The organism is Streptomyces tateyamensis, from assembly GCF_003205575.1.
Lineage (GTDB): Bacteria > Actinomycetota > Actinomycetes > Streptomycetales > Streptomycetaceae > Kitasatospora > Kitasatospora tateyamensis.
Map to the genome: position 1 here is coordinate 66,528 of NZ_PYBW01000038.1, position 20,005 is coordinate 86,532.

At 74.1% G+C, this 20,005-nt stretch carries 16 protein-coding genes; 9 read left to right on the plus strand and 7 right to left on the minus strand.

Annotated elements, in window-relative coordinates; genetic code table 11:
• Positions 1-26: 26 nt before the first annotated feature.
• Complete coding sequence (locus C7C46_RS12160; RefSeq protein WP_110668695.1) at positions 27-1,073, minus strand: glycosyltransferase family 2 protein; 1,047 nt, start codon at positions 1,071-1,073, stop codon at positions 27-29.
• Between the two features lie 77 nt (positions 1,074-1,150).
• Between C7C46_RS12160 and C7C46_RS12165 the strand changes: the two genes are divergently transcribed.
• Positions 1,151-1,915 (plus strand): SDR family NAD(P)-dependent oxidoreductase, encoded by a 765-nt coding sequence (locus tag C7C46_RS12165; RefSeq protein WP_110668698.1) that lies wholly within the window; start codon positions 1,151-1,153, stop codon positions 1,913-1,915.
• A gap of 225 nt (positions 1,916-2,140) precedes the next feature.
• Positions 2,141-4,036: an ABC transporter ATP-binding protein gene (locus C7C46_RS12170; protein WP_110668700.1), complete on the plus strand. Its 1,896-nt coding sequence runs from the start codon at positions 2,141-2,143 to the stop codon at positions 4,034-4,036.
• Here C7C46_RS12170 and C7C46_RS12175 read toward each other — a convergent pair.
• Together C7C46_RS12175 and C7C46_RS12180 are read right to left on the minus strand one after the other, a co-directional pair.
• Positions 4,009-4,677 (minus strand): lysophospholipid acyltransferase family protein, encoded by a 669-nt coding sequence (locus C7C46_RS12175; RefSeq protein ID WP_110668702.1) that lies wholly within the window; start codon positions 4,675-4,677, stop codon positions 4,009-4,011. The two genes, C7C46_RS12170 and C7C46_RS12175, sit on opposite strands and share 28 nt — an antisense overlap.
• A gap of 165 nt (positions 4,678-4,842) precedes the next feature.
• On the minus strand, positions 4,843-5,859 hold the full coding sequence (locus C7C46_RS12180; protein WP_146259061.1) for a glycosyltransferase family 2 protein: 1,017 nt from the start codon (positions 5,857-5,859) through the stop codon (positions 4,843-4,845).
• 677 nt (positions 5,860-6,536) lie between these two features.
• Here C7C46_RS12180 and C7C46_RS12185 point away from each other — a divergent pair.
• The 3 genes from C7C46_RS12185 (at position 6,537) to C7C46_RS12195 (ending at position 7,601) form a co-directional block, all read left to right on the plus strand.
• Positions 6,537-6,806 carry a hypothetical protein gene (locus C7C46_RS12185; RefSeq protein ID WP_110668707.1) on the plus strand — a complete coding sequence of 90 codons (270 nt, stop codon included), beginning with the start codon at positions 6,537-6,539 and terminating at the stop codon, positions 6,804-6,806.
• 117 nt (positions 6,807-6,923) lie between these two features.
• Positions 6,924-7,340: a YjbQ family protein gene (locus tag C7C46_RS12190; RefSeq protein ID WP_425470053.1), complete on the plus strand. Its 417-nt coding sequence runs from the start codon at positions 6,924-6,926 to the stop codon at positions 7,338-7,340.
• A gap of 15 nt (positions 7,341-7,355) precedes the next feature.
• Positions 7,356-7,601, plus strand: coding sequence for a hypothetical protein (locus C7C46_RS12195; protein WP_146259062.1), 246 nt, complete (start codon positions 7,356-7,358; stop codon positions 7,599-7,601).
• Between the two features lie 19 nt (positions 7,602-7,620).
• Here C7C46_RS12195 and C7C46_RS12200 read toward each other — a convergent pair whose 3' ends face one another.
• Positions 7,621-10,791 (minus strand): AAA family ATPase, encoded by a 3,171-nt coding sequence (locus tag C7C46_RS12200; RefSeq protein ID WP_110668713.1) that lies wholly within the window; start codon positions 10,789-10,791, stop codon positions 7,621-7,623.
• Positions 10,788-11,960 carry an exonuclease SbcCD subunit D gene (locus tag C7C46_RS12205; protein WP_110668715.1) on the minus strand — a complete coding sequence of 391 codons (1,173 nt, stop codon included), beginning with the start codon at positions 11,958-11,960 and terminating at the stop codon, positions 10,788-10,790. Before C7C46_RS12205 ends, C7C46_RS12200 begins: the two co-directional genes overlap by 4 nt.
• Before the next feature lie 273 nt (positions 11,961-12,233).
• Here C7C46_RS12205 and C7C46_RS34965 point away from each other — a divergent pair, with 273 nt between their 5' ends.
• The 3 genes from C7C46_RS34965 to C7C46_RS12220 all read left to right on the plus strand — a co-directional run bounded on the left by C7C46_RS34965 (position 12,234) and on the right by C7C46_RS12220 (position 14,363).
• Complete coding sequence (locus tag C7C46_RS34965) at positions 12,234-12,836, plus strand: hypothetical protein (RefSeq protein ID WP_181442310.1); 603 nt, start codon at positions 12,234-12,236, stop codon at positions 12,834-12,836.
• Positions 12,837-12,939: 103 nt separating this feature from the next.
• A complete protein-coding gene (locus C7C46_RS12215) occupies positions 12,940-13,371 on the plus strand; it encodes a VOC family protein (RefSeq protein ID WP_342775395.1) in 432 nt (143 codons plus the stop codon).
• A 194-nt stretch (positions 13,372-13,565) separates the two neighbouring features.
• On the plus strand, positions 13,566-14,363 hold the full coding sequence (locus C7C46_RS12220; protein WP_110668718.1) for an SGNH/GDSL hydrolase family protein: 798 nt from the start codon (positions 13,566-13,568) through the stop codon (positions 14,361-14,363).
• Between the two features lie 33 nt (positions 14,364-14,396).
• On the opposite strand, the gene C7C46_RS12225 is transcribed toward C7C46_RS12220, so the two are convergent.
• Together C7C46_RS12225 and C7C46_RS12230 are read right to left on the minus strand one after the other, a co-directional pair.
• Complete coding sequence (locus tag C7C46_RS12225) at positions 14,397-15,530, minus strand: polysaccharide deacetylase family protein (RefSeq protein WP_110668720.1); 1,134 nt, start codon at positions 15,528-15,530, stop codon at positions 14,397-14,399.
• Between the two features lie 183 nt (positions 15,531-15,713).
• Positions 15,714-17,537 carry an AMP-dependent synthetase/ligase gene (locus tag C7C46_RS12230; RefSeq protein ID WP_110668722.1) on the minus strand — a complete coding sequence of 608 codons (1,824 nt, stop codon included), beginning with the start codon at positions 17,535-17,537 and terminating at the stop codon, positions 15,714-15,716.
• Between the two features lie 404 nt (positions 17,538-17,941).
• Here C7C46_RS12230 and C7C46_RS12235 point away from each other — a divergent pair.
• A partial coding sequence (locus C7C46_RS12235; RefSeq protein ID WP_181442311.1) for a sensor histidine kinase occupies positions 17,942-20,005 on the plus strand: 2,064 nt, incomplete at its 3' end.

Genomic DNA, 20,005 nt, shown 5'->3' on the forward strand with positions numbered 1-20,005 from the left:
CCCGCCTCAGGCGCTGTCGGCCCGGGCTACTTGCGGGCCGGCAGCGCGCGGCGCAGCTGCTGGCGGCGGCGCCGGTAGACCCGGGCCAGGCGCTGCAGCGCGACGAACTCGTCCATCCGGTCGCCCAGGGTCAACTGGTACTTGACCCGCAGCGGGGTGCGCAGCGCGGCGATCCGCTCCACCCCGATCTCGTGCAGCAGCCGGGAGACGTGCTCCTGGTAGAGCGCGCGGTAGGCCTTGTCGCCGTCCGGGACCCACCAGAAGAACATCGGGATCTCCTCGACCAGGCAGTTGTGGTCGTAGGAGCGCAGGTTCTCGGCGAACTTGGGCTCGGGGCGGGCGCTGAGCCACTCGCGCACCAGCTCCATCGAGCGGACCCGGTCCACCAGGCCGCGCGGGTTGGTGCGGCCCTGGGTGATCGACGGGTCGTCGGGCTCGCGCTCGCGCCAGTTGTAGAGCACCTCGGAGAGCACGTCCACGCTCTGCGCCAGGTAGTGCAGCGGGATGCTGACCGGGGCGTCCTCGTAGAGGATGCCCTCGGGGTACAGCAGGCCGGAGCCGTCGAAGAAGCTGCGCCGGTACACCTTGTTCCAGGCGGTGCGGTCGGTGACCAGCGCCGGGACCTCGGTGACGTGGGTCTTCAGCAGGGTGCGGCGGAACGGCTTGGCGTGCGCGCCGGAGGGGCGGTGGCCGAGCGAGTTGAACCGGTCCGCGTTGCAGGCCGCGAAGTCCGAGCCGGTGCGGTCCAGCGTGCTGATCATCAGCTGGTAGGCCTCGGGCGCGAGGGTGTCGTCGCTGTCCACGAAGGCCAGGTACTCGGTGCCGTCGGCCAGGTGGCGCCAGCCGGTGTTGCGGGCCGCCCCCAGGCCCTGGTTCTGCTGGCGGACCAGGCGGAACCTGGGGTCCGCGGCGACGTACTCCTCGGCGATCGCGGCGCTGTTGTCGGTGGCGCCGTCGTCCACCAGGACGCACTCGAAGTCGGTGAAGGTCTGGGCGGCGATCGAGTCCAGGCATTCCCGCAGGTAGCGCTCGACGTTGTAGATCGGGACGACGACGGAGAGGCGGGGGGCCATCGGCGGTGCGGGCCTTTCGATCGGGGGGCGGGCCAGATCCTACCCGTCCCCGGGGGTGGCTCCGATAGCGTCAGAGCATGACAACTGCCCTCATCACCGGCGCGACCGCCGGTATCGGTGCCGCCTTCGCCCGCCGGCTGGCCGCCGACGGACACGACCTGGTGCTGGTCGCCCGGGACACCGACCGGCTGGCCCAGGCCGCCGCCACCCTGGAACGCGAGCACGGGGTGGCGGTGCAGGTGCTGGCGGCGGACCTGGCCACCGAGGCGGGGATCGAGGCGGTGGAGCGGCGCCTGGCCGACGGCGAGCGCCCGGTCGGGATCCTGGTGAACAACGCGGGCTTCGGCAATCCGGGCGGGTACCTGGAGGTGCCGATGGCCCAGGAGCTGACCATGCTCAAGGTGCACGTGGAGGCAGTGCTGCGGCTGACCAGCGCGGCGCTGCCGGGGATGCGCGAGCGCGGCTTCGGGGGAGTGGTGAACGTGGCCTCGGTGGCCGCCTTCGTGCCGCGCGGCACGTACGGGGCGACCAAGGCGTGGGTGGTCAACTTCACCCAGGGCGCGGCCCGCGACCTGGCCGGCAGCGGGGTGCGGCTGCTGGCCCTGTGCCCCGGCTTCACCCGCACCGAGTTCCACCAGCGGGCCGGCATGGGCACCGGCAACATCCCGGGCTGGGCCTGGCTCTCGGCGGAGCGCGTGGTGGACGAGGCGCTGCGCGACCTGGCCCGCGGCCGGACCCTCTCGGTACCGAGCAAGCGCTACAAGCTCGCGGTCACCGTCGCCCGCCTGCTGCCGGCCGGGACCCTGGGGAGGACGTCGGCGAAGGCGGGGCGCAAGTACTGAGTGCGGGGCGGTTAGGGCGGTGGGCGTGGGGGCCTGCGGCGGCCTGTGGGGGCACCGCCCACGGTCGGACTCTCGATGACAGCTGACAGAAATTGAAATCTGTCAGCTGTCATCACGGATCGCCGCCCCGTCGACGGAACGCGGAATACCCCGCGGGCGTAGCTCATTATTAGTTTCGCTAACAATGAGCTATGCTCTTCAAGCTGCCCGCCCCCTGGAGGTGCCATGAGGCCCGACACCATCGACTGGACGCCGCCCGCCCGGGAGGCGGGCCAGGAGCTGCCGCCCGTGCAGGTGCGGCGGATCCTCGCGCTGTTCAAGCCCTACCGCGGGCGCCTGGCCACGGTAGGGCTGCTGGTGGCGGCCTCCGCGGTGGTGTCGGTGGTGACCCCGTTCCTGCTGCGCGCGGTGCTGGACACCGCCATCCCGCAGGGCCGCACCGGCCTGCTCACCCTGCTGGTGCTCGGCATGATCGGCGCCGCCGTGGTGAACAGCGTCTTCAACGTGCTGCAGACGCTGATCTCCACCACCGTCGGCCAGCGCGTCATGCACGACCTGCGCACCACCGTCTACGGCCACCTGCAGCGGATGTCGCTGGCCTTCTTCACCCGCACCCGCACCGGCGAGGTGCAGTCCAGGATCGCCAACGACATCGGCGGCATGCAGTCCACCGTCACCTCCACCGCCACCTCGCTGGTCTCCAACCTGACCAGTGTGGTGGCCACCGTGGTGGCCATGGTCGCGCTGGACTGGCGGCTCACCGTGGTGTCGCTGCTGCTGCTCCCGCTCTTCGTCTGGATCAGCCGCCGGGTCGGCCGGGAGCGCAAGAAGATCACCGGGGAGCGGCAGAAGCAGCTCGCCGTGCTCTCCTCGGCGGTCCAGGAGTCGCTCTCGGTCAGCGGCATCCTGCTCGGGCGCACCATGGGCCGCTCCGACTCGCTCTCGCACGAGTTCACCCGCCAGTCGGACTCGCTGGCCGAGCTCGAGGTGCGGGCCAGCATGGCCGGGCGCTGGCGGATGAACGTGATCCAGATCGTGATGGCCGCGATGCCCGCGGTGATCTACTGGGCGGCCGGCCTGACCGCGCACGGCGGCGCGCCGATCGTCTCGATCGGCACCCTGGTCGCCTTCGTCTCGCTGCAGCAGGCGCTCTTCCGCCCCGCCGTCTCGCTGCTCTCCACCGGCGTCGAGGTGCAGACCTCGATGGCACTGTTCCAGCGGATCTTCGAGTACCTGGACCTGCCGGTGGAGATCGCCGAGCCGGCCGAGCCGGTGCGGCTGCCCGCGGTGCGCGGCGAGGTCCGGTTCGAGCGGGTCGACTTCGGCTACGACGCCCAGGCGCCCACCGGCACGCTGGCCGGGATCGAGCTGACCGTGCCGGCCGGCAGCTCGCTGGCCCTGGTCGGCGAGACCGGCTCCGGCAAGACCTCGCTCAGCTACCTGGTGCCGCGCCTGTACGACGTCACCGGCGGCCGGGTCACCCTCGACGGGGTGGACGTGCGCGACCTCGCCTTCGACACGCTCTCCGGCGCGATCGGCGTGGTCTCCCAGGAGACCTACCTGTTCCACGCCTCGGTCGCGGAGAACCTGCGCTTCGCCAAGCCGGACGCGACCGACGAGGAACTGGTCGCGGCGGCCCGGGCGGCCCAGATCCACGAGCACATCGCCAGCCTGCCGGACGGCTACGACACCCTGGTCGGCGAGCGCGGCTACCGGTTCTCCGGCGGCGAGAAGCAGCGCCTGGCGATAGCCCGGACGGTGCTGCGCAACCCGCCGGTGCTGATCCTGGACGAGGCCACCAGCGCGCTGGACAACCAGACCGAGCGCGCGGTGCAGCAGGCGATCGACGAGCTGGCGGCGGGCCGCACCACGATCACCATCGCGCACCGGCTCTCCACCATCCGCCGGGCCGACCAGATCGCGGTGCTGGACCACGGGCGGGTGGTCGAACTCGGCACCCACGAGGACCTGCTGGCGCTCGACGGGCGGTACGCGGCCCTGCTGCGCCGCGCCGAACCGCCCGCGGAGCAGGGCCGGCGGGACCACCGTGAGCCCGCCCGGGAGCAGCCCCGGGCCACCGGCCTGGTGTCCGCTCAGGCGGCCTTGGGCACCTCGTTGTAGACCTCGGCCGGCTCCTGGCCGGACAGCGCCTGGATCGCCGCCATCACCTCGTCGGTGACCTGGCGGCGCACCCGCGCGTTGCGGGCCTGGCCGTGCAGGTGGGAGAAGTCCAGCGGCTCGCCGAACTTGACGGTGACCTTGCGGATCCGCGGCCGCCGGGTGCCGACCGGCTGGATCTCGTCGGTGCCCGCCAGCGCGACCGGGACCACCGGGACGCCCGCGGTCAGCGCCAGCCAGGCGACGCCGGTCTTGCCCCGGTAGATCCGCCGGTCCAGCGAGCGGGTGCCCTCCGGGTAGATGCCGAAGGCCTGACCGTTGTTCAGCACCTCCAGCGCGGCGTCCAGTGCGACCTGGGCCAGGTGGGCCTCGCCGCGCTGCACCGGGACGGCGTCGATCGCGTCGAAGAAGCTGCGCAGCACCCGGCCCTTGACCCCCTTGCCCTGCCAGTACTCGGCCTTGGCCAGGAAGCTGATCGGGCGCGGGGCGGTCAGCGGGATGACCACGCTGTCGATGAACGAGAGGTGGTTGCTGGCCAGGATCACCCCGCCCTTGCGCGGCACGTTGCGCAGTCCCTCGATCCGCGGCCGGTAGACCAGCTTGACGAGGGGCTTGAGGACGAGCTTGGCAACGGTCTTGATCATGGTCCCTCTCCGGGTCGCGGTCCCGGCTGATCGGCGATGGCGGCGCACTGTCCCGTGGCGGACTGACCTTTCTTACCATCAGGTGGCGCCGCGGGGCCGCGAGGGTGAGCGGGCTCACAGCGGTGCCGTGCGGGCTCGGCGCGGCACCGCCGTGCTCACCCCGGCTCAGCGCAGCTTGGCCTTCAGGGTGCGCGGCAGCCGGCTGGTGCGGCGCAGCTCGTCGTAGGGCCGGCGGGCGCCGCGGGCGGCCAGCCGGTACTGCAGGCCGCGCAGCCCGCCGGGGTAGCGGTACCCGGCCGGGCGGTGGGCCGCGAAGTGCGCGCCGATCCGGTCGAAGAACTCCGGCCGCAGCCCGGTCGGGACCAGCCCGGCGGAGTCGTAGACGGTGAGCGCCTGCTTCACGGTGCGGTCGAAGACCAGGGTGCGCAGGTCGGCCAGCTCCGGGTGGCGGTCCAGGAAGGCGAAGATCGCGTCGTACTGGGCGAAGGCGTCGGCGTGCTTGGGCGAGGCGGTGGCGGTGATCGCGCCCGGGCGGCCGCGGCGGTAGCGGTAGCAGGAGCGGTCCAGGTAGCGCAGGGTGCCGGCGGCCAGCAGCGCCGGGTAGGTGACCGAGATGTCCTCGTAGTAGCCACGGCCGAACTCCACCCCCAGGCCGTCCAGGTAGGCCCGGCGGAAGATCTTGTTCCACACCGACAGCACCGAGTTGAGGATCGCCGGATGCTCGCGCAGGGTAGCGCCCCGCGGGCGGTCCAGCGGGGAGCCGGCCAGCAGGTGGCGCCACGGGTTGGGCTCGGTGGAGCCGTCGGGGTAGACGTGCTCGAAGTGGGTCAGCAGCACGTCGAAGTCGCGCTTGCGGACCTCGGCCAGCACGGCTTCCAGCGCGCCCTCGGGCAGGTAGTCGTCGCTGTCGACGAACCAGAGGTACTCGCCGGTCACGTGCGGCAGCGCGGCGGTCCGCGCCCCGCCCAGGCCCTGGTTCTCGGCCAGGTGGAGCACCCGCAGCCGGGAGTCGCGGGCGGCGTACTCGTCCAGGACGGCGCCGCAGCCGTCGGGGGAGAGGTCGTCCACGGCGACCACCTCGAAGTCGGTGGCCTGCTGGTCCCCGAGGAGGGAGTCCAGGCAGCGGGGGAGGAACTGCTCCACCCCGTGGACGGGGACGACGATGCTGAGGAGGACGGACACGGGCGCCACTCTACCGAGGGGCCCGGGCGGGGCCGGTGGCGCGGGCGGCGAGGACTGCCCGGCTGACCTGGCGCAACGGCGACCGCCGGTGCCGCGCCTGGGGGCGATCGGCACCGGCAGTCGGTTGTGGCGGTCCGGCCGACCCTCAACGGCCTACCGCCGATCCGCTGCCCGACCGGAGCCAGGCCACCGCAGCGTCGAGGTGGCCGGACAGTGGACCCGGTGAGCAGTGGAAGCACTCACTGATGTGGTGATCACATGATGTGTTCACCTATCGAACGCGGTGATCGGCCAGAAGCCGGTGTTTTCGCGTCGGAACAGATACTGCTTGGATGTAACGAGCTAGTCAATCCCTCGTGAGCGTTCAGTTTCCGAAGCATGTGGGGATGCCGCGGGCCTGGAATGGTGAGAAGCGCACGTCCGGCGGCCGGGGGTCCGAGGGGGCGGCGCGGAGCCCGGGCGGCGCGGGTCCCCGCCCGGGGGCGCACGACGGTGAAGTGATGCTCCGTCAGGGCTTCCGATCGATGCCCAGTCGTGACCGCGAGCGCGACCCCGGATGACACATGACTAGTCATCACACGATACGGTGGCCCAATCACCAGGACGGTTGCGTGAGGACCGTCTCACCCGGATAGTCTTCGCCTCACGGCCCTGGCGCCTCGTAGGGGTGGGAAACCATGGAACACATGCAAGTGCGGAGCAGGCCCCGCGTGCCGGCCATCCAGTGCGGCGTGGGCGCGACCGGGCGGCGGATCGAACGCCACCTGTCGGTGCTCGGCGCGCCCGCGGTCCCCGCGGTCGACACCGCCGAGGCCCTCGGCCTGATAAGGGAGCTCACCCCTCGCGGTGTGAGCACCCAGGCTGCGCCGCGGCGCAGCACCACGCGGATCCGGCTGCTGGCCCCGCTGCGGCGGCTCAAGCGCAGCCTCTTCGGCAGCAAGGGCTGATCGCCCCGGCTGCCGCGTACTCCGACCCGGTGGGCACCCGTTGCGCCCGCCGGGTCATTGGCGTGCCGTCAGGTCGGTTGTTGTGGCAGCTGGGGCACGGGGCGCAGGATGGGGACCATGGCATTCCAGACCCAGACCTTCGAGATCACCACCGGCGACCGCGAGGCGGCCGTGGACGTCACCGAGCGCTGCACGGCGTTCCTCGCCGCGGTGGCCCCCGGGCGGTCCGGCCTGCTGAACGTCTTCGTCCCGCACGCCACCGCCGGGATCGCGGTGCTGGAGACCGGGGCCGGCAGCGACGAGGACCTGCTGGCCCTGCTGCGCGACCTGGTCCCCGCCGACGACCGCTGGCGCCACCGGCACGGCAGCCCGGGCCACGGCCGCGACCACGTGGTCCCCGGCCTGGTCGCCCCGCACGCCACGCTCCCGGTGGTGGACGGGCAGCTGGCGCTGGGGGTGTGGCAGTCGGTGGTGCTGATCGACACCAACGGGGACAACCCGCGGCGCACGCTGCGGCTGTCCTTCCTGGGGTGAGCGACCATGGTGGACATGAGCAGCGCCGACCCTGACCGGGCCACCGCCCCCGACGAGGCCACCGGAGCCACCACCCCCTACTGCGAGCCGGCCGGCCCCGACCCGGCGGCGGCGCTGACCCCTGCTCCGGCCGGGGACGGTCCGCGCGCCGCCTGCGTGCTCTGCGGCGCCCCCACCGAGCACCCGGCCGCCACCGCGGGCGCCACCCTGTGCCCCGTCTGCGCCTGGCAGCAGGCCGGACGGGCCGCCTGCTCGGGCTGACGGCGGGCCAGCCGGGCCGTCAGGGGGCGCTGGGGCCCGCGTGCCGCAGGGTGGAGCCGTGGCGGGACTTGTGCACCACGAGCTGGGTGGGGATCCGGTGGCGCAGGTCGGCCACGTGGCTGACGATGCCGACCGCGCGGTCCCGCTCGCGCAGGCTGTCCAGCACGTCCAGCACCTCCTCCAGCGCCTGCTCGTCCAGGGTGCCGAAGCCCTCGTCGATGAACAGGGTGTCCAGCGGCATCCCGCCCGCCTCGTCCGTCACCACGTCGGCCAGGCCCAGTGCCAGGGCCAGCGAGGCGAAGAAGCTCTCGCCGCCGGAGAGGGTGGCGGTGTCCCGCTCGGTCCCCGTCCAGGCGTCCACCACCAGCAGGGAGAGCCCGGAGCGGCGTCCACCGCCGGTCCGCTCGTCGCTGTGCACCAGGGTGTAGCGCCCGCCCGACATCCGGACCAGCCGGTCGCTGGCCGCCGCCGCGACCTGCTCCAGCCGGGCCGCCAGCACGTACGACTCCAGCCGCATCCGCAGCCGGTTGTCCGCGCTGGTCCCGGCGGCCAGCTGGGCCAGCCGGCTCAGCTCGCCGAAGGCCGCCAGCCGGGGCGCCAGCTCGGCCGCCAGCGCGGCCAGTTGGCCGCCGAGCCAGCGCAGCGCCGTGACCCGCTCGGTGGCCGCGTGCTCGGCCGCCCCGGCGGCCTGGAGAGCCGTCAGCGCGGCCTGCAGCGCGAGCTGGGCGCCGGCCGGATCGGCCGGGGCCGCCTGGGCGGCCGCCGACAGCTCGGGGTCGGCCAGTGCCTCGGCCACCGCGCGCCGCTCGGCCGCCCGGGCCGCCAGGCGCTCGCGCAGCGCGTGCAGGTCGGCGGGCGCCAGTGCGGCCCGGCGGGCATCCTCCGGCGCGGCGAAACCGGCCTCGCGGGCGGTCAGCGCCAGCTCCTCGGCGGCCTGCCGGTCCTGCTCGGCCGCCTGCTCGGTGGCCCGGGCGGCCCGGGCGGCGGCGGCCAGCGCGTCGGCGAGGCGGGCCAGCCGGGCGGCCCGGTCAGCTACTGACGCGGCGTCACCGCGGGCCGCCGCCACCTGGGCGGTCAGCGTCTCCCGTTCGCCGGTGAGCGCGGTCAGGGCGGCGGTGCACGAGGCGACCCGCTCCCGGGCCCGCTGGAGCTGGTCGGTGTGATGCTGCTGGCGCTGGGCCAGCCGCTCGCGCTCCTGGAGCAGGCCGGTCAGCCGCTCGGCCGCCTGCAGGGCGGCGCGGTGGCGCTCGGCCAGGTCGGCCAGCCGTTCGGCCAGTTCCGCCGCCGGGTGACCGGCCGCGCTCGCGTCGGCGGCCGCCGCCTGGACCCGGAGCTCGGTCAGCTCGCCCTCGGCGGCGCGCTGCCGCTGCTCGGCGGCCTGCTGGGCGGTGACCGCGGCGCGCTCGTCCGCCTCGCGGACCGGCTCGGCGTCCGCGGCGGCGGGGGCGGGGTGCTCGGCCGAACCGCAGACCGGGCACGGCGCGCCCGGGTGCAGCCGGGCGGCGAGCTCGGCGGCCATCCCGTCCAGTCGGCGGCGGCGCAGGTCGAGGGTGTGCTCCCGGGCGTCCAGGGCGGCCGAGCGCAGGCTGAGCAGGGCCTGCTCGCGCTGTGCGGCGAGCTCGGCCAGCTGGTCCCGGCGGCGGGCGGCGGTCAACCGCTGGTCGGCCTCGGCGCGCTGCTCGGCGAGGCGGTCGGCCTCGGTGGCGGCGGCCTGGGCGTGCTCCTCCTGCTGCTGGCGGGCGGCGGCCCGGGCCTGGTGGTCGGCGAGCCACTGCTCGGCGTCCGCCGCGTCCTGCTCGGCGCGAAGCCGCTCGGCCTGCTCGCGGTCCGCCTGGGCGGCGAGTTCGGCCAGACGGCGCTCCTGGCCGGCTGCCACCTCCAGCCGGCCGAGCGCGGCTCGGACCGCGGCCTCGACCTCGTCGAGCACCGGCGCGGGGGCCTGGGGGTCCGGGGTGCCGGGCGACGAGGCAGCGGCATCGGGGGCGCTGGGGGCGTCTCCGACCCGGCGGGCGAGTGCCGCGCGCGCCTGTTCCTCCACCGTGCGCGCCTGTTCGTACTCCAGCGCGGTCCTGCCGTGCCGGCGCAGCGCCGACTCCACGGCGAGGGCCGCCTGCGCCAGCGCGAGCCGTTCGTGCTCGGCGGCCTCGCGCGGGGCGTCCGCCGTCAGCGCCTCCTCGCGCCGGCGGGCCTCGGCGTGCCGGGCCTGACGCTGCGCCAGCTGCTGGGCCCGGGTCAGCTCGGCCTGGGCCGCCGCGTGCCGCTGCTCGGCCGCGGCCCGGGCCAGCCCGCGCACCGTCAGCAGCTCGGCCGCTTCGGTGCGCAGCACCGCCGCCCAGCCGAGCGCGTCGGCGGTGTCCAGCTCCGCGCCGGCCCGGTCCGTCCCGGCCCGCTCCGTGCCCGCCCGTGCGGCACTGTTCCGCACCGCCCCGGGCCGCTCCGCGCCGGCTCGCTCCGTGCCGTCCCGGTCCGCGCCGGCCCGCAGTGCGCCGGCCGGCTCCGGGCGGTCCACTCCCGCCGCCTGGGCCAGTCGGCTGGTCAGCTCGCCCAGGCGCTGCCGGCCGGCCTGCACCTGGGCCTCCTGCGCGCGCCGCTGCTCGGCCAGCCAGCCCTCCACCCGGCGGTACCGCTCGGTGTCGAAGAGCTTGCCGAGCAGCGCCGCCCGGTCGGCGGCGTCGGCGCGCAGGAAGCGGGCGAAGTCACCCTGCGGCAGCAGCACCACCTGGCAGAACTGGTCCCGGCTCATCCCGACCAGCCGCTGCAACTCCTCGCCGGCCTCCTGGTGGGACTTGGTGACGGCCTGCCAGCCCGGCGCGCCGCCACCGGCGTCGGCCACCCACTCGCGCACCAGGGTCTGCGCCTTCTCGGTGGTCCAGCCGGCCCCCCGCTTCTTCGGACGCCGCTGCTCGGGCAGCCGGGTGACCTCCAGCCGCCGCCCGGCCAGGGTGAGTTCCAGCACCACCTCGGTCAGCTGCTGCGGGTCGGCGTGGTCGCTGCGCATCCGGTTGGCCCGCCGGGCGCCGGGCAGCTCGCCGTAGAGCGCGAAGCAGACCGCGTCCAGCACGCTGCTCTTGCCCGCCCCGGTGGCCCCGCGCAGCAGGAAGAGCCCGCCGGCTGCCAGCTCGTCGAAGTCCACCTCCGCCCGGCCCGCGAACGGGCCGAAGGCGGTGATCGCCAGCCGGTGCAGCCTCATCGCGGCACCTCCGTCCCCAACTCGCCCTGGTGCAGCCGGGCCTGCTCGAACCCCTCGCGCAGCCAGTCCCGCTCCGCGCCCGCCAGCTCGGTGCCGGGGCGGACGTGGCGCACGAAGCTCTCGGCCACCTCCAGGTCGCTGCGGCCGCGGACCCGGGCCGCGTAGGAGCCGGTGGCCTGCGCGGGCAGCTCCTCGGGTTCGAAGAGCAGTTGCAGGGTGTGCGGGAAGCGGCGGCGCAGCTGTTCCATCGGCTCGCTCGGGCGGACCGGGTCGGTCAGCGTGGCCTGCACCCAGGACTGCTCGTGCTCGGCGGCCGCGGGGTCGGCCAGCAGCTCGGCCAGCCGCCCGCGCAGGCAGGCCAGCGGGCGCGGCACGGGGCAGTACAGCCGCTCGGCCGCCACCGAGCCGTCCGCGGCCAGGTCGACCAGCCACATCGACTTGCGCTGGCGGGCCTCGGAGAACGAGTAGGCCAGCGGCGAACCGCTGTAGCGCAGGTGCGGGGCCAGGGTCTGGGCGCCGTGCAGGTGGCCCAGCGCGACGTAGTCGATCCCGTCGAAGAGCTCGGCCGGCACCGCGGCCACCCCGCCGACCGCGATGTCCCGCTCGCTGTCGCTGGGCGCGCCGCCGGTGACGAAGGCGTGCGCGAGCACCACCGAGCGGGTGCCGGCCGGCTGCTCGGCGAGGTCGGCGCGGACCCGGTCCAGGGCGGCGCCGAGCACCGCCGCGTGGCCGCCGCGCTGCAGCCCGAAGCCCTCGCGGACCAGCAGCGGCTCCAGGTACGGCAGGCCGTACACGGCCACCGGTCCGTGCTCGTCGGCCAGCAGTACGGGGATGCCGGTGCCGGCCGGGTCGGTGCGCAGGTGGATCCCGGCCCGCTCGATCAGGCCGGCCCCGACGCCGAGCCGGCGGGCCGAGTCGTGGTTGCCGCTGATGAAGACGGTGGGCACGCCGAGCGCGGCCAGCCGGTGCAGCGCCTCGTCGAACAGGGCCACCGCCGCCAGCCCCGGCAGTGCGCGGTCGTAGACGTCGCCGGCCACCAGCACGGCGTCCACCCGCTGCTCGGTGACCACGGCGACCAGGTGGTCCAGGAAGGCGCGCTGGGCCTCGTGCAGGTCCTCGCGGTGGAAGGAGCGGCCCAGGTGCCAGTCGGAGGTGTGCAGCAGTCTCACGACTCGGACCTCGCGCCCATGTCCCGCCACTCCCCGTTCGTTGCTGCCGTACCGAGTCTCCGAGTATCCCAGGCGCGGCGGACCGGCCGGACCAGTACGACCCCGCCGCGGCCCGCTCCGATGCCCCGAGCGGCCGCGAGGACTGTTCATCGACCGTCTGTTCGGGGAAGATCAACAGGTCGGACCACGCGCGACCCCCACACGCACGCGACGGAGCCGGCGCGAGACGGACCAGGACAGCCGGCCCGAGGGGCCCGACTCCGGAAGGGGCTCATGCAGCGGATCGAGTACACCCCCCGGGTCGCCGAGCTGCTCGGCCGGGTCCGGCGCAGGCCGGCCGCGAGCTGGCCCTGGCGCCCGGGCGAGCCGGTGCCCGAGTGGCTGCCGATCAAGCAGTCCTGGGGCTGGCTGTTCGCGCCGGACGGCCGGGTGCTGACCCTGGTCAACCCGAAGGACGGGATCGTCAGCCTGCCCGGCGGCTCGCTGGAGGCCGAGGACCAGGGTGATCCGGCGGCCGCGCTGGCCCGGGAGGCGGCGGAGGAGGCGCAGGCGGTGATCGGCCCGGCGCACTACCTCGGCTACCTCTACGACCGGATCGGCTCGGCCAACGGCGGCCACGAGTGCGCCCGGGTGCGGATGGCCGCGCCGCTGCGCGCGGTCGGGCCGAGCCGCCCCGATCCCGCCTCCGGGCGGCACTACCGGCGGCTGCTGGTGGCACCCGGGCTCGCGGTGGAACTGCTCGGCTGGGGCGCCGCCGGCCTGCGGCAGGCCCGCGCTGCGGTGCAGTTCGCCACCCGGGCGCTGGGCGTGCCGGAGCTGGCCAACGAGGTGATCGAGGAGCTCCCGGAGGAGGGCGGCCCGGTCTTCCCCAGCTAGTGCCGCGGGCCCGGGTGCCCTGCGGGCAGTGCTTCGCGATCTCCGGGTGGCCGGGTCGGCGGTCGGCTAGGGTCGCGGGGGCGAGCCGATCGACCCCCGGTTCGTGACCACCGACCGTGTGACCACAGGCGAGGGGGCCAGCATGACCGAGCGGCGCAAGGGGCTCTTCCACCACGTCGAGCTCTGGGTGGACGACCTGGTGCTGGCGGGGGAGCAGTGGGCCCCGGTGCTGCTGGCCCTGGGCTGCGCGCCGTTCCAGAGCTGGGAGACCGGGCGCAGTTGGCGGCTCGCAGGGGGAGCCCCCGGTCCGGAGGCCGGGGGAGGCTACCTGGTGCTGGAGCAGTCCCCGGCGCTGCGCCCCGGCGGCCACGACCGGCTGCGCGCCGGGCTCAACCACCTGGCGGTGCACGGCTCGCGGGCGGCGGTCAGCGCGGCGCTGGCCGCGGGGTGGACGCTGCGGGTGGACACCGGGCCCACCGTGCACCTGGTGGACGGTCAGGGCTTCGAGCTCGAAGTGGTCTGCGCCGAGGACTGACCCGCCGACCGGAGCACCGATCGGCCCGGCGCCAAGAGGGCGCTACGGCCCAGTAACTGACGGCATTTCGACATTAGGGCCAACTCCGTGCCCACCCAGGGGAATTCCGGTCAACATCTTTGGCATGGGCACTTCCCGTGCGCTCGGAGCACTGGTACCACGGAGTAACCCCGACACTCTCCCGTGGAGGTGCAATGCGCCCCGTCCGTATTGTCTCCGGTGCCGCCATGGCGATCACCCTCGCCGCCGGCTCCCTCTTCCTGGCCGTCCCAGCCAACGCCGCGACCGTCAACTACGTTGCGCTGGGCGACTCCTACTCGGCCGGCGTCGGTGCCGGCAACTACGACAGCGGCAGCGGCAGCTGCAGCCGCAGCTACAGCGCGTTCCCGGCGCTGTGGGCCAACTCCCACGCGGTGAGCAGCTTCAAGTTCGCCGCCTGTTCCGGTGCGAGAACCGGTGACGTACTCAACAGCCAACTCTCGTCGCTCAGTTCCACCACCACCGAGATCAGCATCACGATCGGCGGCAACGACGCCGGTTTCTCCGACACCATGCAGACCTGCGTACTGAACGGCACCTCGTCCTGCCTGAGCGCGGTGGCCACCGCCAAGGCGTACGCCACCAACACGCTGCCCGGCCAACTCGCCAACCTGTACTCGGCGATCCACAGCAAGGCCCCGGGCGCGCACGTGGTGGTGCTCGACTACCCGCACCTGTACCAGGTGCCGGGCACCTGCTGGTTCGGCATCAGCGACACCTCGCGCAACGCCATCAACAGTGCGGCCGACACACTGGCCGGCGTGCTCGCCAAGGCCGCCGCCAACGCCGGCTTCAGCTTCGCCGACGTGCGCAACCAGTTCGCGACCCACGAGATCTGCGGCTCCTCCGACCAGTGGCTGCACAGCACCACGCTGCCGGTCGACGAGAGCTACCACCCCACCGCGTCCGGCCAGCAGTACGGCTACCTGCCGGTCTTCTCGGCCCAGGCGTGACGCTCCGTCAGTAGCGCGGCGGCGGCGCAGCGGTCAGTGCAGGTAGTCGACCAGTCCGGCCGGCCTGAGCCCGGCCGCGTCCGCCGCGTCCAGCGCGCGCTGCAGGTCGCCGGCCAGGGTGTCGGTGAAGTGCATGATCACCACGTCGCCGGGCAGCAGCGGGCCGCCGTGGTAGACGTTCGAGGCGCCCGAGGTGAAGTCGGCGGTGGCGGTCAGCACCGTGCGCATCCCGCAGTTGGCCGCCGCCTGCAGGGTGGCCGCGTTCCAGGCGAAGTACGGCGGCCGGAAGACGGTCGGAGTGACCCCGTACAGCTGCTGGTCGTAGTCCCGGGCACCGCAGATCTCGGCCTGCTGCTCGGCCGGCGAGAGCGTGGTGAGGTCCCGGTGCGAGACCGTGTGGTCCTGGATCGAGGAGCCCGGCACCCCGGTCACCTGGCGGAAGTAGTCCGGCTGGAAGCCCGAGGGCATCGGCAGCGGGAACGCGGTGATCGGCAACCGGTGGTCGGCGATGAACCGGGCCGCCTGCGCGGTGCGGAACCAGCCGTCGTCGACGGTGAAGAAGACCACCTTGTCCTTGGTCGGCACGTTCCAGGTGGCCCAGGCCGGATCGGGGGCGGGGCCGTCCAGTTCGACGTCGTCGGCGCCGTAGCCCCCCTGGCCGTACCAGCCGTGCAGGTAGAGCTGGACCGAGGTGACACCGGCCCCGGTGGTGAAACTCGTGGTCAGCTGCTGCCAGCCGCCGTTGGTGGTCGCGATCCAGGCCGGCGGCACGTCGTGGCCGGTGCCGGTGGCGCCCAGGTGGACGTAGTCGCCGCGGACCCAGGCGCTGACCTGGTAGGTGGTCGAGGGCCGGACCGAGACGGTCTGGGTGCACCGGCCCAGGCTGTCCGCGCTCGCCGGGGTGACCGCGAGCGCGGTGCTGCCGCTGCGCGGCGCGGTGCTGCTCTCGGCCGCCTCGCCGGCGGCGCAGTTCCAGCCGGGGATCGATCCGTAGTCGGCCAGCGGCAGGGTGGGGATCTCGAAGCCCGGGTTGGTGGCCAGGTTGACCACCGGCAGGGCGTCGGCGTGCGCGGCGGGGACCAGCGGTCCCAGCAGGCCGACCACGGCGAGCGCGGCGGCGAGGGGGACACCTCCCGGTCGGAGGACGGGGGAGAATCTGCGCAGCATGGAAGGCACGTCGGTGCTCCAGGTGTGGGGGCGACAGGTGGGGGTGAGGGCGTGTCGCGGTGGGGAAGAGCCGCACGCAGGCCGGGGCAACACAATGGACTGGACCAAAGCCCCCGTCAAGGGAATGCCCGGTGAACGGGCCGATGCCTGACACCACGTCAGTTCGTCCGTTTCGGGCACCGGTCAGGGCGTGTACAGGGCCTCGATGTCCTGCGCGTACCACTCCGCGATGGCCTGCCGGCGCAGCTTCAGCGAGGGTGTCATCAGCCCCTGGGCCACCGTGAAGGAGCCCGGCAGCAGACGGAAGGCGCGGATCGACTCCGCGCGGGAGACCGCGGTGTTGGCCGCCGCCACCGCCCGCTGGATCTCCGCGTGCAGCTCGTCGTCGGCCAGGGCCGCCCAGTCGCCCAGCGGCGCCCGGCGGCGGGACAGCTGCCAGTGCTCCAGCGCCTGCGGGTCCAGCGTGATCAGTGCCGCGACGTAGGGCCGGTTGTCGCCCACCACCAGGCACTGGTGCACCAGGGGGTGGGCCCGCACCCGCTCCTCGAGCGCGGCCGGCGCCAGGTTCTTGCCGCTGCTGGTGACGATCAGCTCCTTCTTGCGCCCGGTGATGGTCAGGTAGCCGTCCCGGTCCAGCTCGCCCAGGTCGCCGGTGGCCAGCCAGCCCTCGCGCAGCGCCTCGGCCGTGCACTCGGGGTGGTTGAGGTAGCCGGCGAAGACCCCGCCGCCGCGCACCCAGACCTCGCCGTCCGCGGCGATCGCCACCTCGGCCCCGGGGATCGGCCGGCCGACGGTGCCGAACTTGGGCGCCGCCGCCGGGTTGGCGGTGATCGCGGCGGTGGTCTCGGTCAGCCCGTAGCCCTCGTAAACCGTCATCCCGGCCCCGGCGAAGAAGAGGCCGAGCTCGCGGCTGAGCGCGGAGCCGCCGCACATCACGCTGCGCACCCGGCCGCCGAACACCGCCCGCACCCGCTGGTAGACCAGCCGGTCGTAGGCGGCGTGCCGCAGCCGCAGCGCCGGCCCGGGCCCCGAGCCGCGGCCCAGCTGGCGGCGCTCCACCGCCTCGGCGTGACGTGTCGCCACCTCCACCGCCTGCTCGAAGAGTTCGCCGCGCCCGGCCTGTTGGGCGGCCAGCCGGGCCGAGCCGAAGAGCTTCTCCAGGACGTAGGGGACGGCGTGCAGGAAGGTCGGGCGGTAGGCCCGCAGGGCCGGCAGCAGGGTGTCCGCGCCGAACTCGGGCAGGTGGGCCAGCCTGATCCCGCCGCGCACCGCGGCGACCTGCACCATCCGGCCGTAGACGTGGGCCAGCGGCAGGAAGAGCAGGGTGGTGGGCTGCTCGCCCTCGCCGCGGGTGAAGACCGACTGCCACCCGGCCAGCACGTTGTCCGCCTCGGCGGCGAAATTGCCGTGGCTGAGCAGGCAGCCCTTGGGCCGCCCGGTGGTGCCGGAGGTGTAGATGACGGTGGCGATCGACTCGGCGGTCACCGCCAGGCGCTGACGGTGCACCAGGCTCTCCGGGATCCCGGCGCCCTCGGCGGTCAGCAGCCGCACGCAGTCCTGGTCCAGCTGCCAGATCCCGGTCAGCTCGGGCAGCGCGTCGCAGACCTTGCCGAGCGTCATGGCCTGGTCCTCGTCCTCCACCACGCAGGCCACCGCCTCGGTCTCGGCGAGGATCCAGCGCACCTGCTCGGCGGCGGCGGTGGGGTAGACCGGGACCGGGATGGCGCCGATCGACCAGAGCGCGTAGTCGAACAGGGTCCACTCGTACCTGGTCCGGGACATCAGCGCGACCCGGTCGCCGAACCGCACCCCGCGGGCCAGCAGCCCCTTGGCCAGGGCCAGCACCTCGTCCCGGAACTGCTGGGCGGTCACCGGCTGCCAGTTGAGGCCGTCCGCGGACCGGGACAACTGGACCAGGGCGGGGGTAAGTTCGGCGGTTCCGTAGAGCGAGTCGGCCAGTCCGCCGAGCGCCGTCGGGGCCAGCGGCGGGGTACTCAGCTCGCGCACGATCCTCCCTGCGAGGGGCACCGCCCGCGGGCCGCCCGTCGACCCGGCGTGACCCCATCACGACCGGTTGCGACGGTATCGGATCGGTGCGGCGCTGCCCAGCCTCCCGCGAACCCCGCACCGGATCCCCGGATCTGTGGACCCGCCGAGGACGACCGCGGGTCCACCGGCACGGCTGCGCGGAGCCGCCCCGGGTGTCGGTGCGGGTCCGACCGGCCCGGTGCCGTCCGGCCGATCGGCGCACTGGTCTGGACCGGTCCGGCGGCCCGGCCCGGACCCCGGTTCCCAGTGGTCATGCGCATGCTGACAACGGTTCAGGATCGATCGCCAAGACCCGTCGAATGCACTCGAATGGAGTAGTAAGCTCGCGCAGATCCATCGGCCCGGCGCCCCAGCCTGGTCGCTTGCGGGCACACCTGACCGAGGACTCCATGCGTCTGCGCAGCAGCTCGATCCGCGCGAAGATCATCGCGCTGCTCCTGGTGCCCATCGTGGCCTTGGTGGGCCTGTGGGCCTATGCCACCCTGGTCACCACCGGCGACTTCTGGAACCAGTTCACCCTGGCCTCCACCTACAAGGCCTTCGGCCAGCCGGTCGACCAGGTGGTGCGCGACCTGCAGAACGAGCGCGAGGCCGCCGTGGTCCGCCTGGCCCGCAGCCGGGCCCAGGGCGTGCAGGACGACTACCTGAAGGCCCAGCAGGCCACCGACCAGGACGCGCTGATCCTGCAACGGGCCGCCGTCGGGCAGGACACCGGCAAGCTCGACGCGAGCCAGCGGGCCCGTCTGCAGGAGTTGCTCAAGAGCCTGGGCCAGCTCGCCCAACTGCGCCAGCAGGTGGACCAGGAGAGCCTGTCCTGGCAGTTCACGCTGACCCGCTACAACGAGGTGATCGCCCCCTCGTTCCCGTTCCGCTCCAGCTTCCTGACCCGCCAGTCCGGCCAGCTGCCGCGCCAGGGCACCATCCTGATCGAGTTGGCCCGGGCCCGCGACTACCTCGCCCAGGAGGACGCGGCGATGGAGGGCGTGCTGGGCTCGGACAACCCGGGCGTGCTGCAGTACCAGGCGGTGCTCGATCCGATGCACCACCAGCAGGCGCTCTTCTCGGTCTACATCGGCGAGTTGGACGAGCCGGACCAGAGCGAGTACCAGGCGCTGCAGGGCTCCGACGCGTGGGGCGCGGTGGCCGTCATGGAGCGCGAGTACCAGGCCTCCGACAACCCGGCCGACGTGCTGCACAGCATCAACGAGGCGCGCTGGCACAGCAGCGCCGACCAGCTGCTGGACCAGCTGACGGCCGAGAACACCAAGCTGGCGGGCGCGCTCGGCGACCGAGCCCGCTCGTATGCGATGGGCCTGCTCTGGCGCGGCCTGACGGCCGGTGGGATCGGCCTGGTGGCGATCGTGCTCTCGGTGGTGATCTCGCTGCGGATCGGTCGCGGCCTGGTGCGCGAGCTGGTCAACCTGCGCAACACCGCACACGAACTGGCCGAGCGCCGACTGCCCTCGGTGATGCGGCTGCTGCGCGAGGGCCAACCGGTGGACATCGCTGTCGAGGCCCCCGAACTGGAGGTCGGCGCCGCCGAGATCGGCCAGGTCGGCCGGGCCTTCAACGCGGTGCAGCGCACCGCCGTACAGGCCGCGATCGAGCAGGCCGAGCTGCGCCGCGGCATCTCGGCGGTCTTCGTCAACCTGGCCCGGCGCAGCCAGGTGCTGCTGCACCGTCAGCTGACCCTGCTGGACACCATGGAGCGGCGCACCGAGGACCCGGCCGAGCTGGAGGACCTGTTCAAGCTGGACCACCTGACCACCCGCATGCGCCGGCACGCCGAGGGCCTGATCATCCTGTCCGGCGGCTCGCCGGGCCGCGCCTGGCGCAAGCCGGTGCGGCTGGTGGACGTGGTGCGTGCGGCGGTCGGCGAGGTGGAGGACTACGCCCGGGTGATCGTCCGGCCGTTCCCCAGCACCGGGCTGCTGGGCAGCGCGGTGGCCGACGTGACCCACCTGGTGGCCGAACTGGTGGAGAACGCGGCGGTCTTCTCGCCGCCGCAGACCCAGGTCACGGTGCAGGGCGAGGTGGTCGCGCACGGCTTCGCGCTGGAGATCGACGACCGCGGGCTCGGGCTGAGCGAGCAGGCGCTGGCCGAGATCAACCAGCGGCTGGAGGTGGAGCAGCCGTTCGACCTGGCCGACACCGACCGGCTCGGGCTCTTCGTGGTCAGCCGGCTGGCCCGGCGGCACGGCATCCGGGTCAGCCTGCGGGCCTCGGCCTACGGCGGCACCACGGCGGTGGTGCTGATCCCGCGTGAGCTGCTGGCCGAGGTGCCGGGCCCGGTGGCCGGCGCGGCGCCGGGCGTGGTGCCGGGCGCGGCCGGTGCGCCGGGCGGGCCGCCGGCCGGCGGCCGCGCGCCCGGCGGCCGCCAGCGCGAGCTGGTCGCGGTGGCCGGCGGCGCGGCGGGCCCGGGCGGC

Coding starts and splice junctions, on each gene's coding strand:
- C7C46_RS12160 (WP_110668695.1), bottom strand. CDS start 1,073: ATGGCCCCCCGCCTCTCCGTCGTCGTCCCGATCTACAACGTCGAGCGC.
- C7C46_RS12200 (WP_110668713.1), bottom strand. CDS start 10,791: ATGAGGCTGCACCGGCTGGCGATCACCGCCTTCGGCCCGTTCGCGGGC.
- C7C46_RS12170 (WP_110668700.1), top strand. CDS start 2,141: ATGAGGCCCGACACCATCGACTGGACGCCGCCCGCCCGGGAGGCGGGC.
- C7C46_RS12220 (WP_110668718.1), top strand. CDS start 13,566: ATGCGCCCCGTCCGTATTGTCTCCGGTGCCGCCATGGCGATCACCCTC.
- C7C46_RS12165 (WP_110668698.1), top strand. CDS start 1,151: ATGACAACTGCCCTCATCACCGGCGCGACCGCCGGTATCGGTGCCGCC.
- C7C46_RS12225 (WP_110668720.1), bottom strand. CDS start 15,530: ATGCTGCGCAGATTCTCCCCCGTCCTCCGACCGGGAGGTGTCCCCCTC.
- C7C46_RS12190 (WP_425470053.1), top strand. CDS start 6,924: ATGGCATTCCAGACCCAGACCTTCGAGATCACCACCGGCGACCGCGAG.
- C7C46_RS34965 (WP_181442310.1), top strand. CDS start 12,234: ATGCAGCGGATCGAGTACACCCCCCGGGTCGCCGAGCTGCTCGGCCGG.
- C7C46_RS12195 (WP_146259062.1), top strand. CDS start 7,356: ATGAGCAGCGCCGACCCTGACCGGGCCACCGCCCCCGACGAGGCCACC.
- C7C46_RS12185 (WP_110668707.1), top strand. CDS start 6,537: ATGGAACACATGCAAGTGCGGAGCAGGCCCCGCGTGCCGGCCATCCAG.
- C7C46_RS12175 (WP_110668702.1), bottom strand. CDS start 4,677: ATGATCAAGACCGTTGCCAAGCTCGTCCTCAAGCCCCTCGTCAAGCTG.